The following is a 23,675-nucleotide window of genomic DNA, read 5'->3' as shown; positions in this document are numbered from 1 at the left end:
TTAACACAGGTGGCACATGACCATTACCCGAGCAGATTTAAAAATATTCAAGCCTGAGTCACTGGGTTCTAGTGATGACGCAGGCGGCCAGCGCACTAAGTTAGTGGTGAAGTCTGGTGAGCTTAATGAGCTATTTAGAGCGATTTCAGATATCGACCATTCGCAATCTGCGGTTGATATTGTCAAATGTTACCCCGCGCTGGATACCACTGGCACTGAGTTGTTGCTAAATGGTCATGTTTTTTTCAGCCAAAAGCCGACAGACCCTTTAGTGAGCATGTTATTAGCTGAGTCAAATGAGTTTGAAGATGCTGATCGCATGACCGACATGGTAGAGATTTTAGAGTCATCTGTTAAAGCTGGGCAGTTGGTGCGTAATCGATTAATTGGTTTGTTGGCGGGGCAAGACTCGTTTCCTCGCTCGTATTTGCAGTCTATTTATCAATTTAACGGTAGAGACTATTACGAAACTATTCGGTTAAGCCAAGGCCAGGTGATTGTTATTTCTGTTGAGTATGCGGGTAATGAAAATGCGCTGTATCCCCGCTTTGAACATTTTTGTGAAGTGCAAGAAACCGTTACAGGTGGCCAAGGTGGGCAAGTGTATTTTAAGCCGGCTATTCCGTTTAATACACCTAACTTTGACGTCACAATCAACGGCGAAACGGGCTGTACTAAATTGCGTTATGTTAGCGCAAATGATGGCATTAAATACCATGGCGTGAGTGAGCTGACAGCAGCTGCAACCAGTGAAATACTGGATGTTGGCACAACGATAACAGAGATGTTGCCCAAGGTGCGTACCACTTCTTTGAGCGCAGGTAATGCATTAGCGGGCGTAGTCGATTATCAGGGCGGCAGCGTTACGGTTGATAATGCGGGTGTTTATGCTCCAGCGCGTAAAACCTTAGTCTTACCCAGTGTGAAAAATCAAAACACCTATATTTTTGAGATACCTGATTTAGTTAATTCCCCTTGGTTTGCTGAAAACAATAAACAAGCGGTAACTTACAGCGGGGCGTTTGGTCAGTATGCCAACATCCTCATTACTGGTAGCACGGTTACTGTTATTTTTACGGGCATTAACATGACGGGAAATACCAGCATTGCTGTGTCGTATTATCAAGCAAGCAAGTACCAGTTTTATGATAGTAGTACTACGTTTCCTGTTAATAGCATTCTGACGAAGGATTTTTTCTCTGGTGAAGTTGATTTTGATAATTCGAGCTACAGCAACAGTAGTGTGAGCTTAGGTAACTTTAGTGCCGATGACATTAGTGCAATCCCTATAATTGAATTAAATCGGACCGTAATTGGTTGGATTAATGCCCGTACTGGTGTAGTGACTAAGGAGGTGGATTTTCGGGGTAATTTCACCTTAACCTACGGCTGTTTGTTAGCTAAAACAGAACCCGCTAGCGGTGGTGATGTGCCACCTGGTGATTTAAGTGTGACATTTGTTCTTACCAGCCCTGAACCTGTGCTGGATAGCTTTTATGTCACTGTTTCGACCACTGCTGAAACCTTGCTTAGTGCCAGCGCCGATGCGAACGGTATTATTACTGGCACGGGTGTGACGGGCAGTATTGTTAATGGCGCGGTATCGCTTCAGTTTACGCAACGAGTGATATTAAGCACCCTACGTTATGACGTAACTGAAACTGTGACGCTTTCACCCCCTCCTGAGCTTTATGGCCTAAACCCACTGCGGATTAAAAACGGCGGTGTTGTGGCGTGTTTTACAGCTTGGACCAACATCAATGTGCAGCATAGTCAAACTCAAGTCGTTGTTAGCCCAGCGGCTGACCAAACTTTATCTGTACGAGTGAATGCCCGATTTGTCGATATTACTGACGCCACCGGTGCCAGTTTATGGACGCTAAATAACACGCATTACAGCGTGGTTAAAGAAACGGGTGTTGTGACACTACACAGTAATTTCAGTGGTTTTGAAGCGCCATTTTTACTGACAGACAGCATCGGTGAATTAGCTTTGGTTGTAGAGGTTTTACCCAATAAGTTGGTATTAGCCGCGCCATTAAGTCAGTCGTACCCTATTGGTTCTGTAGTGTCTAGCGTTCAAGATTTAGGTGATTTACAAGCACGAGTCGGTGCGGTTCGTGACATGACAGCTTGGTCGAATAATTGGGACCAAGATGGAACCAACGGTACAGCTAGTTTGAACGTGGTTGATTACCCAATTGAAGTGCGTAACGACACCGCGATTAATGAAGACTGGGTGTTAATTATGACTAGCCCAACATCATTTCGCTGTGTAGGTAAACGTTTAGGTCAAATTGCAACTGGCGATACCGTCAATGATTTCGCTCCAATAAACCCGCTGACACTAGCCCCGTATTTTATTATTCGCCAGGCCGCATTTGGTGGAGGTTGGCAAGCTGGCGAAGCTATTCGTTTTAGAAGCTACGCCAGTTCAAAACCTGCCATGTTGTTGCGAACGGTACAAAGTGGCCACACACAAATTACAGAAGACCGTGCGGTGTTGTCATTCCGTGGTAATGAGTCTTAATGCTTGATATTAATAGATTATAAGAAGGGGTATTAAAATGGGATTACCTGTAACGGTTTATCGCTGGGATGATGTGGGTGCACCGCAACTTGTCAATAGAACACCTAGTGAGATCATAACGATTTTAAAAAAATGCTTGGTTACTGGTTACGGTGCTAAGTCAGCACTTGGTTGGACGCAAGTGTTTGAAGATACCTTTAGGCATATGATTGTGTTTAGAAATGACCCAACTTTAGGCAGTGGTTCGAGTGTTAAGTTATCATCACGAAATGGCGTTAATGCACCACAGACTATGTTGGATTTTAGACCCGCTGTGAGTTATGTAGACATTGATACACCATACAGAGCAGGTTATTCAGCTTGCGTACATTCGTTCCATTCGTCAATTAATAAGTGGGTTGTGATTGGTACGTCAACCGCGTTCTATATAATACTTTCCAACATGGATGCTGTATCTGGTTACGACTCACGTAGGGATGATACGTGTTTTGTTGGAGATATTAAGTCATTAATACCGATGGATGCTGGCAAATTCATTACTGTAAATAGTGTTAATACGAGCGGTGATGACATTGGGTTAAGTCATGCAGGTTGGCAATCTGCATTTAATTACATATGGTACAGTTCTATGGTTTCTTCAACCTCAAATGATGTATTACTGATGTATGACGCAGACGGAGGTAATGCATCAGCAAAATATGCTTTAGTCGCACCTTTTACGCCTCAAAACGGTAGTAATATCACTAAATTAGCCACCGACAAACTAGGCTTGTACACACCCATATATGTTCAAATGACCAAATTCCCAATAGGATACATGGCTCTCGATACACACGGTAATCATATGGTTGCATCCACAGTATCTCCTACACTTAGGGGTTTTTTACCCGGCATAATAATAGAAGCGTCACCACGTTACGCATTTGAGAATTGGCCTGTTTACGATGAAATAAATAACCAGCAACACTTTTTAATGCGAAGTATGACCACATCAGCGTTTACGTGGATGAACTGTGAGGAGTGGTAATGAATACAGTAATACATTATAAGCGCGATACTGTAGCTATGAGAGCGGTATTATCAGTGGATGCAGACACGTTAGCAGAGAGGTTGCACATTATAGACCGCAGACTATCAGAACATATCCGCACAATAAAATTAGATACTCCCGAACACACACAGATACTGCTACCCCGAAAACATGCGTTGACTGGAAATGTCGCTGTCATAATGTTAGACGATGACCGTTTCTACAATGCAGCAATAGTCGATGGGGTTGTGTGTGAACTAATTAATTGTGCAGAGTTAGATACTGAGTGGAGTGAAATGTGACTCAACATATCGCAGACAATACCAAAAATATAATGCTTGATTCATTATCAGTGCTATCCATTGGTTTACATCGTGCAGCCCCTGGTGGTGATGGGTTAAGTAATGAAATAACGAGTTCAAGCTACTCACGTCAAAGTTGTTCATTTGGCATTGCTAGTAGCGGTAAACGTGTACTTATAGATGACGTTAAATTTTCATTAACCACAGGGGACGTGGTTAATTTTGTAAGCTATTGGAGCGGTAATACATTCGTAATGTCTGAGAGCGTAGACCCTATTTTTTACAGTGCTAACGGTCTACTGACGATAAATGCTTTAACAACGGTGCTGACAATATGATTGTTGATATAAAAACGGGTGTTGAATTATTTCCAGACATTAATGAAATCACAAACACATACTTGTCACCCATTGCAGCTTATGAAGCATGGGCTGGTGAGTTAGGTCTAAACCCTGCAACCGACTTAGGTGGTTTAATTAGGGCTGATGACGGGTCTACTGAGATTGATGTAGGGTTTATTACAACAATCGGTGGTAATTCAACTAAAGTCATGCAATCAAGCGAAGGGTCAATTGCTGTGTGGTTAAATGACAGTGTTGGTATTTCAAACACAAGCCGCGCAATAAGTGGCGTCATTCCGCAACATACAACAGTACCTAGAGCTTATCAAAGTCGTGCGGGGAATAACCCACCACTGATATTTAATTTCAAAAACCCCACAATTGACTCAGGTTCTTGGGCACCCAAGTGGAATAAAACACTTGATACAGCAATTATATATTGTGAGTGGGCTAGTTATGGTTCCCAGTCTGTTAATAATTCTAAAGTAGCCATTAGATTGAGTAAGGGTGAAATTGAAATTGTATGTATGGCAGATGCTGCGTCAACAGGCTCTAAGTTTCAAATATTTATGATGGATTCAACATCAAATAGCGGCACTGCTATTGATGGTAATGGTAATTTTGGGTTATTACTGTCACCAAATGTTGTATATACATTCACTAGCGTATTGCCATTAAACATCAATGGCCATGTTACAGATGTAGACGGTCAACCAACTTCTTCCCCAGTTCGAGCATACTACAGGTCGAATGGTAATCTGGCGGCAAGTGGTATGAGTGACCAGGTTACTGGTTATTATTCATTACAAGTACCAGACGGTGAATACTATGTAGTGTGTTTAGATTCTGGCATTAATGACTTAAACGCACTGATTTTAGATAGGGTAATACCAGTTGAATAACTTCACATTTGGTAATGCACCATACGCCCCCCCACTGGGTGACGTTGATTTTGCATTTTCGTCAAATAAGTCTTTAAGTTTAAACACTAATATATTATTGCACGTTAATAATGATGTAGTTATATCACACAGTGTTGGTGTATCTACAATACTACCCTTTTCAGTTAGCACACATGTTTTAGCACCGTTACAAATAAGATTTACCCGAATTTGGCCTAACACCAGATCACCCATTGTCATTAGGTTTGGTAGTGATATTGAACCGCCATTACCTATCGATAATAGCATTGGTATTGAATGCGGTATGGTGTGGCGCAAACCTATAGCTGTTGAAAAACAAACGGTATTAGCTGAGGCGGCAAGTCATTTAGGTATCGAATTTGATGCATCTTGGGCGTTAAACCGCAGTGTCGAACAAACGATTACGTTAGCGTGGATGACTATACCGTCAGTCGGTATAAGCTACGGCTTCAGCTGGAAAGCATTACCGCAAACCCGCAATGACTTTGCGGTTAGTTGGGCGCTACCCAAAAGCCATCAAACCTCAGTTGATATTTTGTGGAAAACAACAATAAGTCATCAAACTGATACCGAAATGCGTTGGTTAGATGTTGCAGCTGAGTGCTTGTCTATAAGTGTGATATGGCATGATGGCGCAGCACAACATATTCAGCATACATTACGTTATAAAGGAATACGTTGCGGTACTGAACACCTTTTAAAATGGGGCCCGCATAAAGCACGCTGGATATGCTCGACTAAATATCGCCCGCCAGTTAGTGTAGTGAGCATTCGTTTTAATGATCCACTTACCCCTTTAACCAGCTCTGCAATCAATCCGATTATTATCCGGTTCACACCCTCACCAGAGTATTGTTACTTTGACGACGGTGGCGGCTTAATTGACTCAAACCCAGTGTTACCCAATCTTGATTTTAAAACCCCCATTGAACCCCAATTGCGCAGGTATTATTTAATGCAGCCAACCATTACGTGTGTGCGCGTGTCAGACAACGTGCCGATTGTGATCAGTAATATTAGTATTAGCCGCAGCCGTGGCCAGTGGGCCAGCTCGGTGAGTATCGATTTTTCAAGCCGTATCGATGCCAGCCGCGCTGAAAATCAACTGCTTAAAGTGGGTATAAACGGCTATGAGTTTTATGTTTTGCTTGAGCAAACCAGCGTAAGCAAAGTGTTTGGTAACGCGACTTATCGCGGAACAGGCCGCAGCCGCAGCGCCGAACTGACTACGCCATATGTATTGCCGATCAGTTATACCAATTCAACATCACGCAGCTTTGCGGGTTTACTTAACGACATGCTGCAGTTTACTGGTTGGACTATTGAGCTTAACGGTATCGTTGATTTTAACGTACCTGCAGGCGCGTTTAGCGTTGGCAATAAATCGCCCATCGATGCAGTGCAAGAAGCGGTGGCACAATTGGGTTGTATGCTGCTATCTAATGATGAAACCAAAGCATTAACCGTGGTGCCACGTTGGCCAACAGTGCCGTGGTTAATGGATGCTGCGACACCTGATTTAACCTTGCACGATGCAGTGATCACCAGTTACAGCGAGTCAAAAGAAATCGGTACCGAGTGTAATGTGGTTTGGCTGCGGGGTGAGCAGCAGGGCATTAGCGCTAAAGTAAAACGTGCAGGCACTGCGGGCAATATCGCAACTGATGATATAAGCGCTCAACTGATTGTTGATAATCAGGCCGCTAGAACAGCCGGTACTAACGCACTGGCCGACACAGGCAGTAAGCTTAATATCAATATGAGTTTACCGATTCTGGCCGACTTACCACCCGCAACACCTGGTATGTTGATCGGTATTCGTGAAGGTGTGAATGTGTTCAAAGGTACCTGTGACTCAGTCACGATTAGCGCATCGGTTAGCGACACTGGCGATATTGATGTAGAGCAAACCATCACCGTTGTTCGTCACGTTGCCTAGGCTGCTATATCAGAAATAGTATCAGAAATAGTATAAGGAATCGTAATGTTAAAGCAGTTAACACAAAGCTTAAGCGTCCCACGTTTAATTATGACGATTAACGTGGCGAATACCGATGGAACGGTAACCGCCACCACTGCCAGCGGCCACACCCAAAGAGTAATCGGCTCTGGTAGTATCGGCGATCATATCTATGTTCAAGACGGCAGGGTGCTAGGGACAGCACCCGATTTGGTGTTTGTAGAGATAGAGGTTTAGAGGGTTATAGTTTTTTTAAGAATCTATCGGTGACCTGTATTTTTCTATTTTCTAAGTTTCCAGATTCTTCATTATGAACATCGATTGAGAGCCCAAAAGAACCAACAGAGTGATCATTAATAAAACCTTCAAGCTCTAAATTTTGAAGTTCTTTAATAAAATTAGAGTTAAGCGTAAAGCTAGTTTTATCTAAACCTAAGTCATTCATTAATGTTCTTAAATCTAACATAACGATATTAGGTTGACGTTTTATTATTTCGATTTGATCAGGATTGTCATGGCAATATGCTTTGTACTGATTTAATAGAGCAACTTCAATTTTATCTTTCAATCCATTAACAGACATAAATATTCCTTTTTTTAAATTTTAGCGCTTATCTTTATCATGTAAACGTTTAGGAAACAACTCAGTGTATACCTGCCAAAGAGTATTAATATTGCGGTGGCCTGTTACTTGTGCCACTTCATCGATGGTGTAACCCTTCTCAAATAACCGGCTAGCCCCTTCACGCCGTAAATCATGGTAGCGTAAATCCTCAATACCCAATTCATTTCTAACCCGCTGAAACCCTGCAGCAACGGACCTTTCGTTATACGGAAATACCCGCTCATCATGGCGTGGTTGCTTTTGTAGTATTTCCCACGCCCCACCTAATAACGGCACTAGCATGTGATTACCTGCTTTTTTACGCGGGTCTTTACGATTTCTCACGGTTACCGCTTTTTGCTGTTCATCAACATCATCCCACGTAATTCGACAAACCTCGCCAATCCGCATACAGCTTAAAATAGAGAAGTCCAGTAGGTCTACATATGGAATGTGCGCCATCCTCTGGTTGGACCGTTCCTGTAAACCCACCTTTAGCTTATCTATTTCGTTTTCAGTCGGACGCCTAGAACGTCTTGCTGATTTGCCAATTAAGTTTTGGCTGTGCAGCAAATCATATGCTTCAATTATAGGCAACTCTGACAGCGCGTAACCATAACTCGCCTTAGCCATTTTTAAGCACCACTTCAAATAGCTAACATCGTGCGACACCGTAGACGGCCCAGTCCCTGAGTTGATTCTATTTTTACAGTGTTCAACAATATGATGCGACTTAATATCGAACGCGTTCATTTTACCAATGTCGCTATCGGCCAACATATTCAGCACATAAAGTTTGGTGCGTCCAATATGCACGTTGGGGTCTTCAATATACTTACCAATCAGCTCATGCAATAAAACTGATTTTAAAGGATCCGGTATGCCATTCGATTCGAGATTAAAGGTTTCTTTTTTCCCCCAGGCTTCCGCTTGCGCTTGCTTTGTAAAAGTACGGTGATCACTGTAAACTATCTTGCCTTTTTTTTCACTCTGACAGAGCACTTATATCGAATAGTGCCATCAGCACGAGTTCTCGGGTCTATTACATAAAAAGCCATTTTGGGGTACCCAGTCCTATTTATTTGGATACCTCACAGGATACCCGACCACTTTAAAATGTGCAAAAATGTATTAAAATAACTCAAAATGTGAGAAGTATGAATTTACAGAATACTGATGCAAAGCCATATACACCAAGGGTTACGCTAGATAGGACGTTTAGCATAGCGCCTATGCTGGATTGGACAGATCGCCACTATCGTTATTTTGCTCGCTTAATGTCTGCTAATACTTTGTTATATACAGAGATGGTTACTACGGGTGCCATCATATATGGTAAAGGTGACTATTTAGCTTACAATGAAGAAGAGCATCCTCTGGCGTTGCAATTGGGTGGCTCAAACCCAAAAGACCTGGCTCATTGTGCCAAGCTTGCAGCTGAGCGCGGTTATGATGAGGTTAACATCAATGTAGGCTGCCCGTCTGATCGAGTCCAAAATGGTCGTTTTGGTGCCTGTTTAATGGGTGAACCTGAATTAGTCGCTGAATGTGTTGATGCTATGAAGCAAGTAGCAGATATTCCAGTTACCGTTAAAACCCGTATTGGTATTGATGATCAAGACAGTTATGAGTTTTTAACGCGATTTGTTGAAACTGTCAGTGCGAAAGGCTGTACCGATTTTACGATTCATGCTCGTAAAGCTTGGTTACAAGGTTTAAGCCCAAAAGAAAATCGTGAGATCCCACCACTGGATTATGATCGTGTGTATCAATTGAAGCGTGATTTCCCAGCACTTAATATCGGTATTAATGGCGGGATTACCAGCTTAGACCAAGCTAAAATACATCTTCAGCATGTTGATGGCGTGATGGTTGGCCGTGAAGCATATCAAAACCCGTATATCTTAGCCCAAGTTGAACAACAGCTTTTTAACAGTGATGCTGTGCAATTAAGTCGTGAAGAAGTGGTTGAGTTAATGCTGCCTTATATTGAGCGTCATATTCAACAAGGTGGACGATTAAATCACATTACTCGTCACATGATTGGTTTATTCCAAGGTTTGCCCGGTTCAAGAAGCTGGCGCCGTTACTTAAGTGAAAATGCCCATATAGCTGGCGCTGGAATTGAGGTAGTGCGCGGGGCGATAGCCTTGATGGATGAAAATGCCCCTGAAGTTGAACAGTAAAAGTAATAAGTAGCCCCTTAATTAAGCGCTCATAAGAGCGCTTTTTTGTCGCTAAAAATTCTATCAACGTCAGCTCAAATAACGATATTACACCGAGTTGCAGTCACGCGCTAAAGCAACTTGCTAGCCAGAAATATCACAATCTTCATAGGTAATAAGCCAAATGTGTATCTTACATATTTCAGCTTATTCATCCTATTACGAAACCCAAATTGAAGTGAATTAGTAAAATTGACTAACCATGTGGTTAATTTTACTAATTGTTTGTTTTTTATTCTCAAACATAGTTTGAAATAGGCGAAATATTAACTTTTATATTTATTTATATATTATTTTTCAGTTGGTTAGTATGTTTTTTAAAAGTTGGCACGGTGTTTGTAATACTAAGTCTGTCAGCAGCGAAAAACAGGTTTCACTGCAAACTAAACAGAAAAGGAAGACATCATGTTTATTTCAAATTCAACTAGTCGTTTAAGTCGTATCGTTGGCGCCACAGCAGTCGCATTAGTTATATCGGTTAGCAGTTTTACAGCGCAAGCAGATGACCTAATGGTTAAAGATACTTTCACAATGCTAGAGCAAAATATTTCAAAAGCTAGCCAGGATTTAATTTTATCAGCCAAGCAAGAGTTTGTATTGTCATTAAAAACTCAAATAGCTGAACAAATATTTAACAGCAGTTTTTATCCAGAAGATAAAGCCATCGCGAGTGAAGTAACGGAGCGTTCAGTCACTACTGCTGCGAATAAGAAGTAATGATGTTTGCTGAGCAACTAGGCTTGGTTATGCCCTTATTAGCCATAGTGTTACTGCCCTTTGTGAGTTTTATTTGTTGTGCAGTTATCGCTCACTTGCTGACCAAGTTGCAAAATCAAGCTTAGTTTAAGTGGCTGTTAGTTAGAGCCATTTGGCTAGAATTATTAAGATGTTAAGGAGTATTATGGATAGAATAATTGCAAAACTAGCTGATAAATCAAAGATTATTTGTGGAGTGTGTCATTACCTGGCAAAACAATTTGGTTGGTCGGTTATGTGGACAAGAGTCGTGAGTGTATTGGTATTGTTTGCTAATCCAATAGTGTGTCTATTAGCCTATATTGTGTTAGCTATAATGGTGGATAAAAAATCAACTCACTATTAAAGACTCTCTAGTTCAGTGCTTCTTTTAAAAAGCTCTGCCGAACAAGCAACAGAGCGACCGGCTATTGAGGCATCATAACCACTGAATTAGAGAGTGCATCTATAAAATGATGGTTTCAAATAAGCCATATTTTACAGCTTTAACCCTCTTGTTATGATTATCTATTTAGAAATGCTTGAAACATTTGCTTAGCTTCATCACTTTTTAATCGTTGTCCAAAGTGAGTTAATTCAAGCTGCATTTGTTGTTTCACCTGTTGCTGGTTATATCGCAACAATTGTCGTGATGCTTGCAAGGACTCAGGCGGCTGACTCGCCAATTTTTTAGCCTTAGTTAATGCAAAATCAATCACATCAGTTTCAATTACTTGATTGATAATATTTAATTTAGCAGCCGTTTCCGCATTAAATGCATCGCCAATTAAAATAAGTTCAGCAGCTTTTTGTTGACCGGCGATTAACGGTAGTAATAGGCTTGATGCTGCTTCTGGCACTAATGCTAGACTTACAAAAGGCATTTGAAATTTTGCGCTATTGTCGGCATACACTAAATCACAATGCAGTAATAAGGTTGTGCCAATGCCAACCGCCGCGCCTGATACTGCCGCTACTAGCGGTTTTTTTAATTCCAGTAAGCACATTAAAAATTTTACGGTTGGGTGATCACTATTGAGGTCGCCACTTTGCAAAAAATCGGCAATATCATTGCCAGCGGTAAAGCAGTTTCCTTCACCATGTAACAGAAAGGCACGAATCTCATTGTTGCTATCGCCCTCGATAAGGTATTCTGTGAGTTGTTGATACATTGCTAGATTAAATGCATTACGTTTTTCTGGGCGATTGAAGCTGATGATACGTACACCTTGTTCATCACGCATTTTTATAAGACTCATTCGTTGTTTCCTTTGTAAACACGAGCAGGGATTACATGGAGTTTAAGACATTGAAACCAATATTCAAACATCTGTTTAATTTTTTAGCGCTAACGTCTTTATCATTTACTGCAGCAGCAAATGTGATTCTAGTAGATGGGCACGTGCGCGCAATGCCAGCATCTGTGCCAAATACAGCCGCATATTTAACATTAGAAAACCATGGTGATAAAGCGGTTAATTTAGTCGCAGTAAAAACAGCTATTGCCAAAGAAGCACAACTGCACACTATTATTGAAGAAAATGGCATGGTCAAAATGCGTCAAGTCGAGGGCTTAGTTATTGCTTCTCATGGGGCGCTCAGTTTAAAACCGTCTGGCGATCACATTATGATATTAGGCTTGAATAAGCCATTAGCGGAAAATGATAAGGTAGTATTAACATTGATATTTGATACTGAACAGCAATTGCAGGTTGAATTGCCTGTATTAAAACAAGCTGGTTCTGAACATCAAGATAATAGCGAACATCATCACCATCATTAAGGAGTCATATTGATGCTATTTACAAGGAATAAAGTTTTTGCCGCCGGCGCTTTAGTCGGTTTAATAGGCTATTTTGTTAGCGTTTGGTGGAGTATAGAGCCAGACCCTATTGAACCCGTTGCTATGCAAACAGATCAAGGAAAGTTGATTACAGGATATGCGACAACAAACTCCTTGATTGCCACAATGGAAACCTTACTGGATAAACCTGGTGGCTGGTTAGCCAACGATATGATGCCGCCGTCGATATTTATGGATAATATGCCGGCATTTGAGTTTGGTGCACTGGAACAGTCACGTGACTTAGCATTGGTTATGCGTAAAGAGTTTAGTCGCTCGCAATCTCAATCTACCGCCGATACGGATTTATCATCAGCACATTCCAAACTAAATATTGAGCACACGAGTTGGTTGGTACCCAGTGCTGAAAGTGAATACCGTGATGCGATTAAATTACTTAAGCTATACCAAGCCAGAATAAGTGATTCAGGCAATACTAACGCGCAATTTTATGCCCGAGCAGATAACTTAAACGAATGGCTTAAAGAAGTACAAAAGCGTTTAGGCAGTATTTCTCAGCGCTTATCAGCGAGTGTTGGTCAAGATAGATTGAATACCGATTTAGCCGGTGATACCGCAGCTCGTCAATCGACTCCTTCAGCAATGAGTGTAGAGATTAAAACCAGCTGGTGGAAAATTGATGATGTGTTTTATGAAAGCCGCGGTTCGGCATGGGCATTATTAAACTTTATGCGCGCTATTGAAGTTGATTTTGCCGATGTATTAGAAAAGAAAAATGCCGAAGTCAGCTTACGTCAAATAATTCGCGAGTTGGAAGCCACTCAGCTAACGGTGTGGAGCCCGATGGTGTTAAATGGTAATGGCTTTGGTTTGGTGGCTAACCATTCATTAGTGATGGCAAACTATATATCGCGTGCCAATGCAGCGGTAATTGATTTAACTAATTTACTTTCTCAGGGATAACAATGAATAAGACTCTTGTAGCAACAGCCATTTTCGGTTTGTTAAGTGTTTTTTCTGCACAAGCAGCAACCGTAGTCGGCTTTAAAGTCGGTGGCGATTTATGGCAAACTGACGCAACAGGTACGTTTAATGCTGACAGTAATGTTGGCAATGCAACGGGTCCTGCCCAAACCTACGACTATGATTCAGAAACCCAGGGCAGTGTGTGGTTAGCGATTGAGCATCCAATTCCAATCGTGCCGAATCTTAAAATTCGTGAAAATCGTCTAGAAGGCTCCGCTTCAAAAGATAGCAGTGGTTTTTATTATAACGGAGTGAACTTTGAAGGTGCATCACAGGTTTATAACGATCTGAGTAACACTGATTTTGTTTTGTATTATGAGATTTTAGATAACGATATTGTGTCATTAGACTTAGGCGCGGCTTATAAGAAAATGAACGGTTCACTTCGTGTTGACGGTTTCGCTGGTGAAGAGTTAACACGCATAGCCACACAGCGCGATATCGACAGCGGTGTCGTTATGGGATATGGCAATGCACACGTTGGTGTACCTGGATTAGGGCTTTTTGCTTTTGCTGACATCATGGTAGGTCTTAATGAAACAGGCGTACACGATTACAGTGCAGGTTTGGGGTGGCAGTTTGATGGCATTGCCTTAGATACGCTGGTGCGTGTTGGGTACCGTGATTTCAGTTTTGATGTAAATGGTTTTTCTGGTAGTAGCCAGGATATGCAATTTTCCGGTGTATTTGCGGGTGTTGAGCTAGCATTTTAGTCCGCAGTGGCCACATTACTGCACGATAAGTATTGGTCACTTTTAAATAGGCTATTTGCATAATATATTGAGTAAGCCGGATGTCGTTTAACGATGTCCGGCTTTTTTTGGCATCAAATAACGTCATACTATTTGTAATTGCAAAGTCAGCGTTCAAATTCCGCATCTATTAAGCAAAGCGGTTTTCAGGCACAATAGCGGCAAAATTTGGCTCGCATCTTTCACGCTCATTTAATTAGCCCGCTTTTATGGCTTGACGTAAATGGAGTGGCACAACCTAGGACTCATTATGACGCAAATTACTCTCACAACCCCTGATGACTGGCATTTACATTTTCGTGATGGCGACATGTTACAAGAAACCGTGCCAGCTACAGCACGCCTATTTCAACGTGCGATTGTCATGCCAAACCTTATGCCACCAGTCACTACAGCCCAGATGGCCGTTGATTACCGTGAGCGTATCCTTGCAGCACGTCCTCAAGGGAGCAGCTTTGAGCCCCTAATGACTTTATTTTTAACCAACAGCACCACAGCGCAAGACATCATTGATGCAAAAGCCGTTGGTGTTGTGGCAGCAAAATTATATCCAGCAGGTGCCACAACGAACTCTGATGCTGCGGTGAAAGCATTAGATGCATTGTTTCCAATTTTTGAAGTGATGGCTGAGCAAGGTATGTTGTTGCTTATTCATGGTGAAGTAACTGAATCACACATCGATATTTTTGATCGCGAGAAAGTCTTTATTGATCGCTACCTTGCTCGTATTGTCGAAACGTTGCCACAACTTAAAGTGGTGTTTGAACACATTACCACCAAAGAAGCCGCTGAGTTTGTTGCTGCTGCTTCATCTAATGTTGCTGCAACCATTACCCCACAGCATTTATTATTAAACCGTAACGATTTATTAGTCGGTGGTGTTCGTCCGCATAACTTTTGCTTACCGGTATTAAAACGCAATATACATCAGCAAGCGTTGCAAGCTGCTGTGGCAACAGGTTCAAGTAAGTTTTTCTTAGGGACAGACTCCGCGCCGCATGAAAAGCACCGTAAAGAATCGGCTTGTGGTTGTGCTGGCTGTTACAGCGCCTGGAGCGCATTAGAGTTATATGCCCAAGTATTTGATAACTTAGGCGCATTAGATAAGTTAGAAGGCTTTGCTAGCTTACACGGTGCTGATTTTTATGGCTTACCGCGTAATACTGGCACCGTAACCTTGGTAAAAGAAACCTGGACCGTGCCAGAAGAAATTATTTTGCCTAACGGTAACCCTATTGTGCCGTTTTTTGCCGGCCAACAAGTGAATTGGAAAGTGAAGTAATATTGTTGAGAAAAATCATTAAATTAAGCCTGCATCTTTGCAGGCTTTTTATTTTTATGGCAAATTCAGTAATAAATAATGGAATTGGTAGATAACTGGTTCGATGATATATCGCGCCATTTTAGTGATAAACCATAGTTTATATTGAAAGTGTTAAATAGGGTTTTGTTGCATGCTGTGCTAAGTCTACTGGGTAGGTTAAGTAAAGTCGCTAAGATTACCGGTAAATAATTTGTTGGCAATCTTAGCTTGCTTTATTTTTTTACTTTAATAATAAGCTGTGTAAAGTTTGGAAAAGGTTATCACCAAACGCATAATTATCACCAAAGCTTAATTGCAGGTAAGAGGGTGTATTTGCATAATTGAATTTTTCGTTTAATTCAACTTCAATAAATACTCCATCAGTATATAAATAATAACTTGGAAGCACATTTAGTTGTTTGTTTTCTGGTAATTGTTGTTTTACTTCAATTAAAGGCAACATGTTTGGGCTGGTCAATAATTTCCATCCATAAGTTTCCCCAGAATCAACAAATGTATAGGTGTTTTCTTGATCATTAATCAATACATCACCAGGTAATATATAAGAGTAGAAAGTATCAATAACACCTAGCGTATTAAAGGTGGCGGGATTAAAAGTATCCGCATATTCATATACCTGGTAGGAATCTGCTTCTCTACACATCACATCATCCGCCTGTGAAAAGTATAGGCGGTAAATTGTGCTAGGCCATTCAATATCGGCTAACTTTAAAAATGAAGGCGACGCAGACAAAAATGATTGCCAAACTTCGGAAGCCGTTTGATATTTTTCTATGGTAATTGTGATTGGTACATTGGTTCCCTCATAGACTAAGTGCAGGGTATTACCTTGGATATCAGGTGCAATCGGAAGTGTCGGATTGCTGTTTGGCTTAACCCAAATTGACTCTTGGCTGTTCCAACATTCTTGCTGTCTTTCGTTTTCATTAGGAGAGTCTTCTCGAATAAACCCAAAAAACTGACCAGCATCCATAATCCCTACCAGTGTTGATTTTGGTTGGCTTTTAGACATAGAAAAAATATGAAAGTCACCTATAGAATTCAAAGTAAAGACATTGGTCATGTCTTTTAGGTTTTCCATAACAGCTTCCCATTCCTCAAATGAAACTATTTGGCTGTCTATGGGTTGCTGAATTAATCCAAGCAGAATCAGCTCATCATTAATGATGAAACGAGCATCAAGTGGGTTAGCTTGCACAAACTGTTGCGGAGTTAAATTTAAAGTATCAATAAGTATTTCAAATTGATCATAGATATTCGCAAGTAGTAGTTCAATAACCAGAATTGAATCTACTTGGTCAGCAATAACTTGTTGTAAATATGCATGTAATAACTCAACAGTTATTACGCGCTCTGAAATAGATTGCGCAGCACTTAATTGATATAAAGTATTAAGCTGCTGTCCGTAAAGAAATGCTAAATAACCATCAAGTTCAGCTGATTGAGTTTGAATATCTGCTGTAGATAACCCCTGCAACTTCATTGTTGCAAGTCGAGTAGCCTTAATATTAGTTAACCCATTAATTGCACCATTATGTTCAGGTAACGCAATTAACATACCTTGGCCATTTTCATCGATTATTGAAGCGGGGGCTTGAATCGGTTGCGGATGTTTAAAGTTGGCGCGGATAACTTTTGCAGGCTTTATTGAGGCTACAGTTACAGCAGCCCAATTTGCCAGTAAGTAATACTCAGGTATTTCAACTTCACTTTTCCAATCTATCTGGTAGTGACCATTAACATCAGTCACAGAGCTAGGTTCGTCATTATCACACACATAGTTTTGGTTTAAATCGATGCATATACTTGCGCCTGATAAAGCACCTTGATAAACCGCTAAACCTGCTACTTGATGATTATACTCTGTTGGTTGTACAGGTGGTTTTAGGTCTGGAACTTCTTGTACTGGCGTGTCCGATGAACCACCGCAACCAGAAAGTAATGCTAAATAAACAAATGAAAACAAATATCCTTTTTTCACAGAAAATCCTTTTAAACGTTAATTAAAAACGATGCATAATAACGATAAAATCAGGATTGTAAAATTTAAATATTTATATACATCATAAAGTATGTATTTTAATTTTCATCTAATTATTAGTGATAATTTTAATTGTTAGGGAAATATGGGATAGTACCCCTTTTTTAAATTTTGGGTGGCATCGTTATACTGATTAACGGGTATTAGGGGTGATGACGGTATTGCTACTTATTATATCGAATTTGCTGGCGATGTTATTAGTGTCGGCGGTGATGAGTTATCCGGACGAGATTTATGCCCTAACACACATAAGACGTATCAGTTAACGGTTAAAAGTGGCTCTAGTGTTGTCAGTAAAAGTAAATCTAAGCTTTCAGCACCATTAGTATTACAGAATGAGTCTGCAACTGAGCCAACAGAGTGCCCTACGACTGGTAATTAATTTACTCGCCCCGAAAGGCGCGAAGTTTTATCTCTGGGATGGTCAGTGTCAAACCTTTATTGGAGTGATAGAGTATATTTATAGGATAATAACTACTTAGAAGTAAATATGGCTAAAATAATAGAATTAGATGATAAATCGTTATTTTTTAATCTGCATATTAAAGGGATGCGTAACTTTAACGCGCAAAGTGACGTGGGTTTATATGTCGCTAATATAGGTTACCCTCTGTCTTTAGGTGTTTCATTGTTACTGCTTATTTTGATGATCGGGTTAGCTGTTTTACCTCTTAATTTCCCTAATACTGAGCTTGCTCATGCATTAGTATTAATCAACATTGGATTATTACCTGTCTACTTAATAGGACGTTATTGGCTGGTTAGGCGGCGTTACGGTATTACCGGGACATTACGTTGCTTTGTTAGCCAGCAGCGTATTGCCATTCCTGCGAATGCAATAATTAATAAGCCTGTGGGGCAGTTGGAGTTACAACGTGGTGACATTGAGCGCATCACGGTAAAATATAAATCACAAATGCATCGTTTACATGTGCGCAATCATATTACCGCGTGTGATATTAAGCTAAAAAGCGGTGAAGTCATTACCCTTAATGCGATGTATTTCCCGCTTAAACACATTGTTTACATGCTGTGTTTTTTCGACTACCCATTAACAACGCTGCACGGGAATTGGTCATGGGCTTTTTTGCCTAATATTATAGCCGTAATATTCCCTGTTTTAGTCAACGTGGTTGTCACAGGTATACTAGTGAAACACTATTTTTTGTAGTGTACATTCAATTGATTGCATACATGATTGATTGTAAGTTTTTAAGCGTTAGTAAAGCAAAAACGTAAATTAAAAGGATGTTTTCATGTACAAATTAATCGCTATTATTTTATTACTATTTATCTCGACAGCGTCAATGGGAGCGACTGAAGATGAGCAAGCTCAGTGGATGGAAGCCGCAAAGAAAATTAACTTATCTGAACCGCATTCCTTGTGTAAAAAATCAGTTAATGTCGTAATCAATCAAGATGTAAAGTTATTCAGAACAATATTTGCTGAGATACCAGCAACAGATGAACAAGTAAAAATGCATTTAACCGACTTACATGATAAATATTATAACAAGTCATATTTGGGTATCGATAATTACCGAATTGATGAAGGACGCGAGTTTGCGTTTGAAGATGCTAAAAACGCTAACAATAATTTAGTTCGTCAATCTGCGCAGATGCGTGGACATGATCTTGAGATATGGGTGGGATATCGTTTTGATACTGTTTCACCGAAAACCAACAAACCTCGTCAAGCGAGTGGATACTGTAAGCTAGCCTATTTACAAAACCAGTGGAAAATTATTTCGTTATTGTAAACATGATAATTACACGGCAAATAACATGGCCACCCAAGATTGTTGAACCTAGGTGCATCACCGTCGATGCCCTTGGTTTTATTATATTAAAAAGGATGTCCCATGCTCTTAAGGAATAAGATTGTTTTTCTTCTCGCCATATTACTTGGCTCCCATAATGCTTTGGCAAACAGTGATAAAAGCCTTGATAATGAATTAGGCCAACGCTGCTTAGGCACGCTTGATTTTATTAAGAGCCAAAATTTGTCAGCTTTTATGGCAGAAATGCCACCAGAGTCAACAAAGGGCCAAGAAAAACGATTAACAAAAATATTAGAACGAGCTAATAAGCGTAGGTTTGGTAAAGGTGAGCCTCACACAGTAAAGATTACAGGGGTTAGCTACGAAGATGCACCAAAAGCAAAGCAGGAAAGATTTGCTGCAATTGAGTTAGCAAAAATAAATCTCTACATTGAAAGTGACTCATTAACATCTTATGTTAGATGTAAATACATGAGAACCGCTGATGGCTGGTTTTTATCTTCACTGCCCTAATCAATAAATAATTGTTGTTAGCAATGAGTGACAGCTCCATTTACAACAAGAATAGATCCTCTTACCATAAACGAGCTTACCAAGGTGCATTATCATCAATGCCCTTGGTTTTATTATATCAAAAGGGTGCCCCATGCTCTTAAGGAATAAGATTGTTTTTCTTCAAGGGATATTACTTGACTTCAATAGTGCTTTGAAAAACAGTGATAATTAACAACAACTAAATGCGTAACCAATAAGCTAACCGTAATACAAGGACGTCGTACATGGAGTATTCGCAGCTACCCAAACAAGCGCAACGATTTATAAAGCCTGCGGGTTTGCCAGATAAGGTACGCTTGCCTACCAAATATCATTATATTTTTCGCGGCTTCGCAATATTAGGTTTATTGCCATTATCTGCTTCTGTATTAATGGCGCTAACATTGAGCGGAGCAGAACAAACTTTCTATCAGGTTGTCACGTGTTTACTGTGTCCTCCTCTATTGCTGCTTGTCTTTCTTAAGCATCATTTGATACTGGATAATCAGACCCAGCAACGCTTTGTACAATTAACCATCTTAGGCTACCACGGCAAAAAGTCACATCTGGCACCGCTGCAATCGACAGAGTTGCTATTACGCCATAATAGTCATAACAGAAGTCAGTTTGAGCTTAAATTGCATGATATTGTCTATCCCATCGGTGACTTAGCAGACACCAAGCTTTTAGCGATGTTTTTTACAAATTTATTTAAGCTCACAGCCAAAGAGCAAATTAGCGATTTTCCTCATATACATCAACTCACTTTCGACTCGGCAACTGGCAGTGTTAGTCGTGAAAAAATACCAAATACTTCGAACAAACAAGCCCAAGTCGAAAGCAAACCTTGTGCTGAAGTAACACTGTCACAGGCACGACACTCGCTGGATAACAACCAAAACAATCAATCAGCAGTTCCAATTAACAGTGCGCCATTTATCGAACCACTTTTGCAGCCTAAATTGGTAATACGGATTTTTTATCCTTTGCCATTTTTAATGGTATTTGGCTTTATCATGAAATATGTGGGGAGTTTATAAACATGCCTTTTAAACAACTTTCTGCAAGCAAAGCAGTCATAGCCAACACTCACACGCATATTATCACTCGACGGATTTTTGCAGGTCTATTGGCCTTTTTGGTTCTGTTTGCGACTGCAGGTTTTGAACGCTGGTCAAACGATGAAGTTTTTATTTGGTCACTTGTCGCTTTGCTCAGTTGGCACTTTCTCTTTTTCCGTAGTTATGTTGAGTTTGATCTAGATAAACAATTAATCACCAACCACGTCAGCTCTCTTTATCCTCTGAGTCAACAGCTGATCCCAATACAAAATATTAGTGCATTTCAAATCCGTCGACGCCTTGGTGATTCAAAAGGCTATGAGTTATGTATTGTATTGGATAGTCAAATTGAGCCGCTGAAGTTTGACTATGGCAACCTGTCACACATAAAGAAAACTGGCCAGCAACTCTCACAGTTTTGTATGGTTCCCTTACTATCGGACGTATCTTAATGGTATTTACAATATGAATGAACCTTGGATGATAATAACATGGCCACCCATGATTATTGGCTAAATATCAAGCAATAACCTACGCTTTATTTACCCTTTCTAAATGGTATTTGAAGATGGCCAGACCAAGACAGACAATCGTCAGGCTAGAAGATACGCCTTCTCCTGCAAATAGAGAGTAGTCACTGTTGTTCGCGTGTTGTGCGTAAGGCTTTTCTGTGCAGTTTTGATAACTCAACAGGCGAAAGCTTTGAGCATCGACGAGAGTGGGCCGATGCTCGTATCATTGAATTGGTTACCATCTTCGCCATCGATATCTGTGCATATGCATTCTTTGTAATGAACAGGGAGTAACCATTTCCATGTAGTGGTTAAAGTGGATGCAGATAAAGCAAAAAACTGGTCAGATAAAGAGGTACTGATGCAGTGGCACAAAGGCTTTAAAGGTACCTTACTAACACACAAGTTCGTAAAAGGTGAGGACTTAAACTCATTTGAGCTTAATACTGTGAATGATTGCATAACTCAGTATAGACAACGCTTAATAGATATCAGCTGGTTTATGCGCTCACTTAGTGAGCCAATAGCCAAAATGGCCAATAAAGAAGATAAATGTACCGGAAGATTTTATTCGCTGCCATCCATGGTACTCACCCTTCGGGCCAGCTAAAGCTGTTCAAATTTATTCCCGATAAATTTGTGGGAAGGGCGTTTTAGATCCCAGACATTATTAGATGAAGCGGCAGTGCTAAGTTGTATGGCTTATGTTGATTTAAACCCTATTCGAGTAAAGATGGCCGCCACACCCGAAACATCCGATTACACCGGTATTCAGCGCCGAATAAACTCAGCAATAAAAGGTGAGCAACCAACAGAATTATTGCCTTTTGTGGGTAATGAGCGTTTGAACATACATAACGGGTTAAGGTTCAGCGTAAAAGACTACATAGTACTGGTTGAAGATACCGACAGAATAAACGCGGTGCCATTAGCGAAAGTAGCCAGAATATTCTGAATCGATTGAACATTCCTGCTGAAAACTGGTTAAAAATCACTACCGAGTTTGGCGCATTATTCAAAGGTGCGGTAGGAGCTTTACCTGCATTAACTGACTATTGTGAACATTTAGACCGAAATCGGCGACAAGGCGTGGCCAACTGTCAGCGCTGGTTGTGTGCTTAAAGTTTACTATCTGAAATTGATAACTTTTTGACACTTTGATTGATATCAATCAAGGTGTTGCCTCTACTTCTGCCTATAAGCTGATTATCAAACTTCGGAGTTGAATTCGGGCTTATTTATTGTTTAAAAGAATGTATTTGGCTTATTTATAGTCACAAAGAGCTATCGTAATTCAAGTGAAAAAGCAGTAAGTTATTTCATTATAAAAATGGGTGGCATTAGGTGGCATCATAGGTGGGCATTAGCATCTAATCTTCATAACATTACAATTAATAAAGTAGCACCTTATAACTGCGCTGCTTTTTAGGACTCTATATGCAAGGAAAGCTTACTGTCGAAGATGAACTTTGGTTTGGGTCAACTTACTTTAAAGGTATAAAAACGCTTAACCCTGCGAGTAATATAACGCTAAAAATTATTACATTTTTTTATCCATTGAAGGTTAGGTCGCAGTTACTATTGTCTGTTGGTTTACTTTTGATGGGATTGCTGCCTTTCATCACGCCTAGCGCGATATCGTTATATCCAATGTTTCCCGATGTTCCGTTAACTCTTGTCATTATTAATGTGTGTTTGGTTCCTGGGCATTTAGTGTTACGTCATTTTTTAATTAAACGTCAATATAAAATAGAGGCGCCGCAACGTTGTCATATTAGCGATCAAACAGTCTCATTACCGGTAAACAGCTTGGTTAATGAGCCTGATGGGCAATTGGAATTATCAAAGGACGATATAAAGCAAGTTGAAGTGATTTATCACGTACAAACCAATGGTGGTAACTCTATTCGTACCGTGTACCAAATAAGCATTCACTTGGTTTCTGGTAAAAAATTAGACTTGGACAGTTTTCATTATCCACTGCAAAAGATTTTTTATTTATTAGTTTATTTTAATTACCCGGTGAAATTGACACAGCTAAGCTGGACTCTGAAGTATCAGTTACATATGGTGATATTAATCTTTCCGGTAATGGCTCATTTAGCGTTAACTTGTTTGATGGTGTTAATAGCAACACCACTAAATTTATGAATAATATAAATTAATATGGCCATTCCAAGATTTCTGGTT

23 protein-coding genes and 2 pseudogenes are annotated in these 23,675 nt (G+C 40.3%); 21 read left to right on the top strand and 4 right to left on the bottom strand.

Annotated elements, in window-relative coordinates:
- Positions 1-16: 16 nt before the first annotated feature.
- The 7 genes from ACRWQN_RS17495 to ACRWQN_RS17465 are packed head-to-tail and all read left to right on the top strand — an operon-like array spanning position 17 to position 7,323.
- Positions 17-2,530, top strand: a complete 2,514-nt coding sequence (locus ACRWQN_RS17495; protein ID WP_434939139.1) for a hypothetical protein — start codon at positions 17-19, stop codon at positions 2,528-2,530.
- 37 nt (positions 2,531-2,567) lie between these two features.
- Positions 2,568-3,557 carry a hypothetical protein gene (locus tag ACRWQN_RS17490; RefSeq protein ID WP_434939138.1) on the top strand — a complete coding sequence of 330 codons (990 nt, stop codon included), beginning with the start codon at positions 2,568-2,570 and terminating at the stop codon, positions 3,555-3,557.
- The gene (locus ACRWQN_RS17485; RefSeq protein WP_434939137.1) at positions 3,557-3,862 is read left to right on the top strand and encodes a hypothetical protein; all 306 of its coding nucleotides are present in this window, start codon (positions 3,557-3,559) and stop codon (positions 3,860-3,862) included. Before ACRWQN_RS17490 ends, ACRWQN_RS17485 begins: the two co-directional genes overlap by 1 nt.
- Complete coding sequence (locus ACRWQN_RS17480) at positions 3,859-4,200, top strand: hypothetical protein (protein ID WP_434939136.1); 342 nt, start codon at positions 3,859-3,861, stop codon at positions 4,198-4,200. The genes ACRWQN_RS17485 and ACRWQN_RS17480 overlap by 4 nt, the downstream gene beginning before the upstream one ends.
- The gene (locus tag ACRWQN_RS17475; protein WP_434939135.1) at positions 4,197-5,105 is read left to right on the top strand and encodes a hypothetical protein; all 909 of its coding nucleotides are present in this window, start codon (positions 4,197-4,199) and stop codon (positions 5,103-5,105) included. Before ACRWQN_RS17480 ends, ACRWQN_RS17475 begins: the two co-directional genes overlap by 4 nt.
- Positions 5,098-7,065, top strand: coding sequence for a hypothetical protein (locus tag ACRWQN_RS17470; protein ID WP_434939134.1), 1,968 nt, complete (start codon positions 5,098-5,100; stop codon positions 7,063-7,065). The genes ACRWQN_RS17475 and ACRWQN_RS17470 overlap by 8 nt, the downstream gene beginning before the upstream one ends.
- A gap of 45 nt (positions 7,066-7,110) precedes the next feature.
- The gene (locus tag ACRWQN_RS17465; RefSeq protein WP_434939133.1) at positions 7,111-7,323 is read left to right on the top strand and encodes a hypothetical protein; all 213 of its coding nucleotides are present in this window, start codon (positions 7,111-7,113) and stop codon (positions 7,321-7,323) included.
- 4 nt (positions 7,324-7,327) lie between these two features.
- On the opposite strand, the gene ACRWQN_RS17460 is transcribed toward ACRWQN_RS17465, so the two are convergent.
- Together ACRWQN_RS17460 and ACRWQN_RS17455 are read right to left on the bottom strand one after the other, a co-directional pair.
- Positions 7,328-7,669, bottom strand: a complete 342-nt coding sequence (locus ACRWQN_RS17460; protein WP_434939132.1) for a hypothetical protein — start codon at positions 7,667-7,669, stop codon at positions 7,328-7,330.
- A gap of 21 nt (positions 7,670-7,690) precedes the next feature.
- Positions 7,691-8,748: pseudogene (locus tag ACRWQN_RS17455) on the bottom strand (site-specific integrase).
- Between the two features lie 99 nt (positions 8,749-8,847).
- Here ACRWQN_RS17455 and dusA point away from each other — a divergent pair.
- The 3 genes from dusA to ACRWQN_RS17440 all read left to right on the top strand — a co-directional run bounded on the left by dusA (position 8,848) and on the right by ACRWQN_RS17440 (position 11,017).
- Positions 8,848-9,876: a tRNA dihydrouridine(20/20a) synthase DusA gene (gene dusA / locus ACRWQN_RS17450; protein ID WP_434939131.1), complete on the top strand. Its 1,029-nt coding sequence runs from the start codon at positions 8,848-8,850 to the stop codon at positions 9,874-9,876.
- Positions 9,877-10,320: 444 nt separating this feature from the next.
- Positions 10,321-10,632, top strand: coding sequence for a hypothetical protein (locus ACRWQN_RS17445; protein ID WP_434939130.1), 312 nt, complete (start codon positions 10,321-10,323; stop codon positions 10,630-10,632).
- A gap of 184 nt (positions 10,633-10,816) precedes the next feature.
- Positions 10,817-11,017, top strand: a complete 201-nt coding sequence (locus ACRWQN_RS17440; RefSeq protein WP_226413332.1) for a PspC domain-containing protein — start codon at positions 10,817-10,819, stop codon at positions 11,015-11,017.
- Between the two features lie 157 nt (positions 11,018-11,174).
- On the opposite strand, the gene ACRWQN_RS17435 is transcribed toward ACRWQN_RS17440, so the two are convergent.
- Entirely contained in the window at positions 11,175-11,909 is a 735-nt protein-coding gene (locus tag ACRWQN_RS17435) for an enoyl-CoA hydratase-related protein (protein ID WP_434939129.1), read from the bottom strand.
- Positions 11,910-11,944: 35 nt separating this feature from the next.
- Between ACRWQN_RS17435 and ACRWQN_RS17430 the strand changes: the two genes are divergently transcribed.
- From ACRWQN_RS17430 to pyrC, 4 genes are all read left to right on the top strand, one after another.
- A complete protein-coding gene (locus tag ACRWQN_RS17430) occupies positions 11,945-12,433 on the top strand; it encodes a copper chaperone PCu(A)C (RefSeq protein ID WP_434939128.1) in 489 nt (162 codons plus the stop codon).
- A 12-nt stretch (positions 12,434-12,445) separates the two neighbouring features.
- Positions 12,446-13,417 (top strand): DUF2333 family protein, encoded by a 972-nt coding sequence (locus ACRWQN_RS17425; protein ID WP_434939127.1) that lies wholly within the window; start codon positions 12,446-12,448, stop codon positions 13,415-13,417.
- Positions 13,418-13,419: 2 nt separating this feature from the next.
- Positions 13,420-14,193: a TIGR04219 family outer membrane beta-barrel protein gene (locus tag ACRWQN_RS17420; RefSeq protein WP_434927145.1), complete on the top strand. Its 774-nt coding sequence runs from the start codon at positions 13,420-13,422 to the stop codon at positions 14,191-14,193.
- A 289-nt stretch (positions 14,194-14,482) separates the two neighbouring features.
- Positions 14,483-15,514 carry a dihydroorotase gene (gene pyrC, locus ACRWQN_RS17415; protein ID WP_261300024.1) on the top strand — a complete coding sequence of 344 codons (1,032 nt, stop codon included), beginning with the start codon at positions 14,483-14,485 and terminating at the stop codon, positions 15,512-15,514.
- A gap of 262 nt (positions 15,515-15,776) precedes the next feature.
- On the opposite strand, the gene ACRWQN_RS17410 is transcribed toward pyrC, so the two are convergent.
- Entirely contained in the window at positions 15,777-17,537 is a 1,761-nt protein-coding gene (locus tag ACRWQN_RS17410; protein ID WP_434939126.1) for a hypothetical protein, read from the bottom strand.
- A gap of 550 nt (positions 17,538-18,087) precedes the next feature.
- Between ACRWQN_RS17410 and ACRWQN_RS17405 the strand changes: the two genes are divergently transcribed.
- The 7 genes and pseudogenes from ACRWQN_RS17405 to ACRWQN_RS17375 all read left to right on the top strand — a co-directional run bounded on the left by ACRWQN_RS17405 (position 18,088) and on the right by ACRWQN_RS17375 (position 23,636).
- Positions 18,088-18,768: a hypothetical protein gene (locus ACRWQN_RS17405; protein ID WP_434939125.1), complete on the top strand. Its 681-nt coding sequence runs from the start codon at positions 18,088-18,090 to the stop codon at positions 18,766-18,768.
- An 85-nt stretch (positions 18,769-18,853) separates the two neighbouring features.
- A complete protein-coding gene (locus tag ACRWQN_RS17400; RefSeq protein ID WP_434939124.1) occupies positions 18,854-19,357 on the top strand; it encodes a hypothetical protein in 504 nt (167 codons plus the stop codon).
- Positions 19,358-19,459: 102 nt separating this feature from the next.
- A complete protein-coding gene (locus ACRWQN_RS17395; RefSeq protein ID WP_432309461.1) occupies positions 19,460-19,891 on the top strand; it encodes a hypothetical protein in 432 nt (143 codons plus the stop codon).
- Positions 19,892-20,157: 266 nt separating this feature from the next.
- Positions 20,158-20,952 carry a hypothetical protein gene (locus tag ACRWQN_RS17390; protein WP_434939123.1) on the top strand — a complete coding sequence of 265 codons (795 nt, stop codon included), beginning with the start codon at positions 20,158-20,160 and terminating at the stop codon, positions 20,950-20,952.
- Positions 20,953-20,954: 2 nt separating this feature from the next.
- Positions 20,955-21,425: a hypothetical protein gene (locus ACRWQN_RS17385; RefSeq protein WP_059746163.1), complete on the top strand. Its 471-nt coding sequence runs from the start codon at positions 20,955-20,957 to the stop codon at positions 21,423-21,425.
- 116 nt (positions 21,426-21,541) lie between these two features.
- A pseudogene (locus tag ACRWQN_RS17380) lies at positions 21,542-22,607 on the top strand (transposase).
- 315 nt (positions 22,608-22,922) lie between these two features.
- Positions 22,923-23,636: a hypothetical protein gene (locus tag ACRWQN_RS17375; protein WP_434939122.1), complete on the top strand. Its 714-nt coding sequence runs from the start codon at positions 22,923-22,925 to the stop codon at positions 23,634-23,636.
- The last annotated feature ends 39 nt before the right edge of the window (positions 23,637-23,675 follow it).

This window comes from Shewanella sp. HL-SH8, assembly GCF_051165765.1.
GTDB lineage: Bacteria > Pseudomonadota > Gammaproteobacteria > Enterobacterales > Shewanellaceae > Shewanella > Shewanella glacialimarina.
This window is presented reverse-complemented; position numbering and strand designations above follow the sequence as displayed.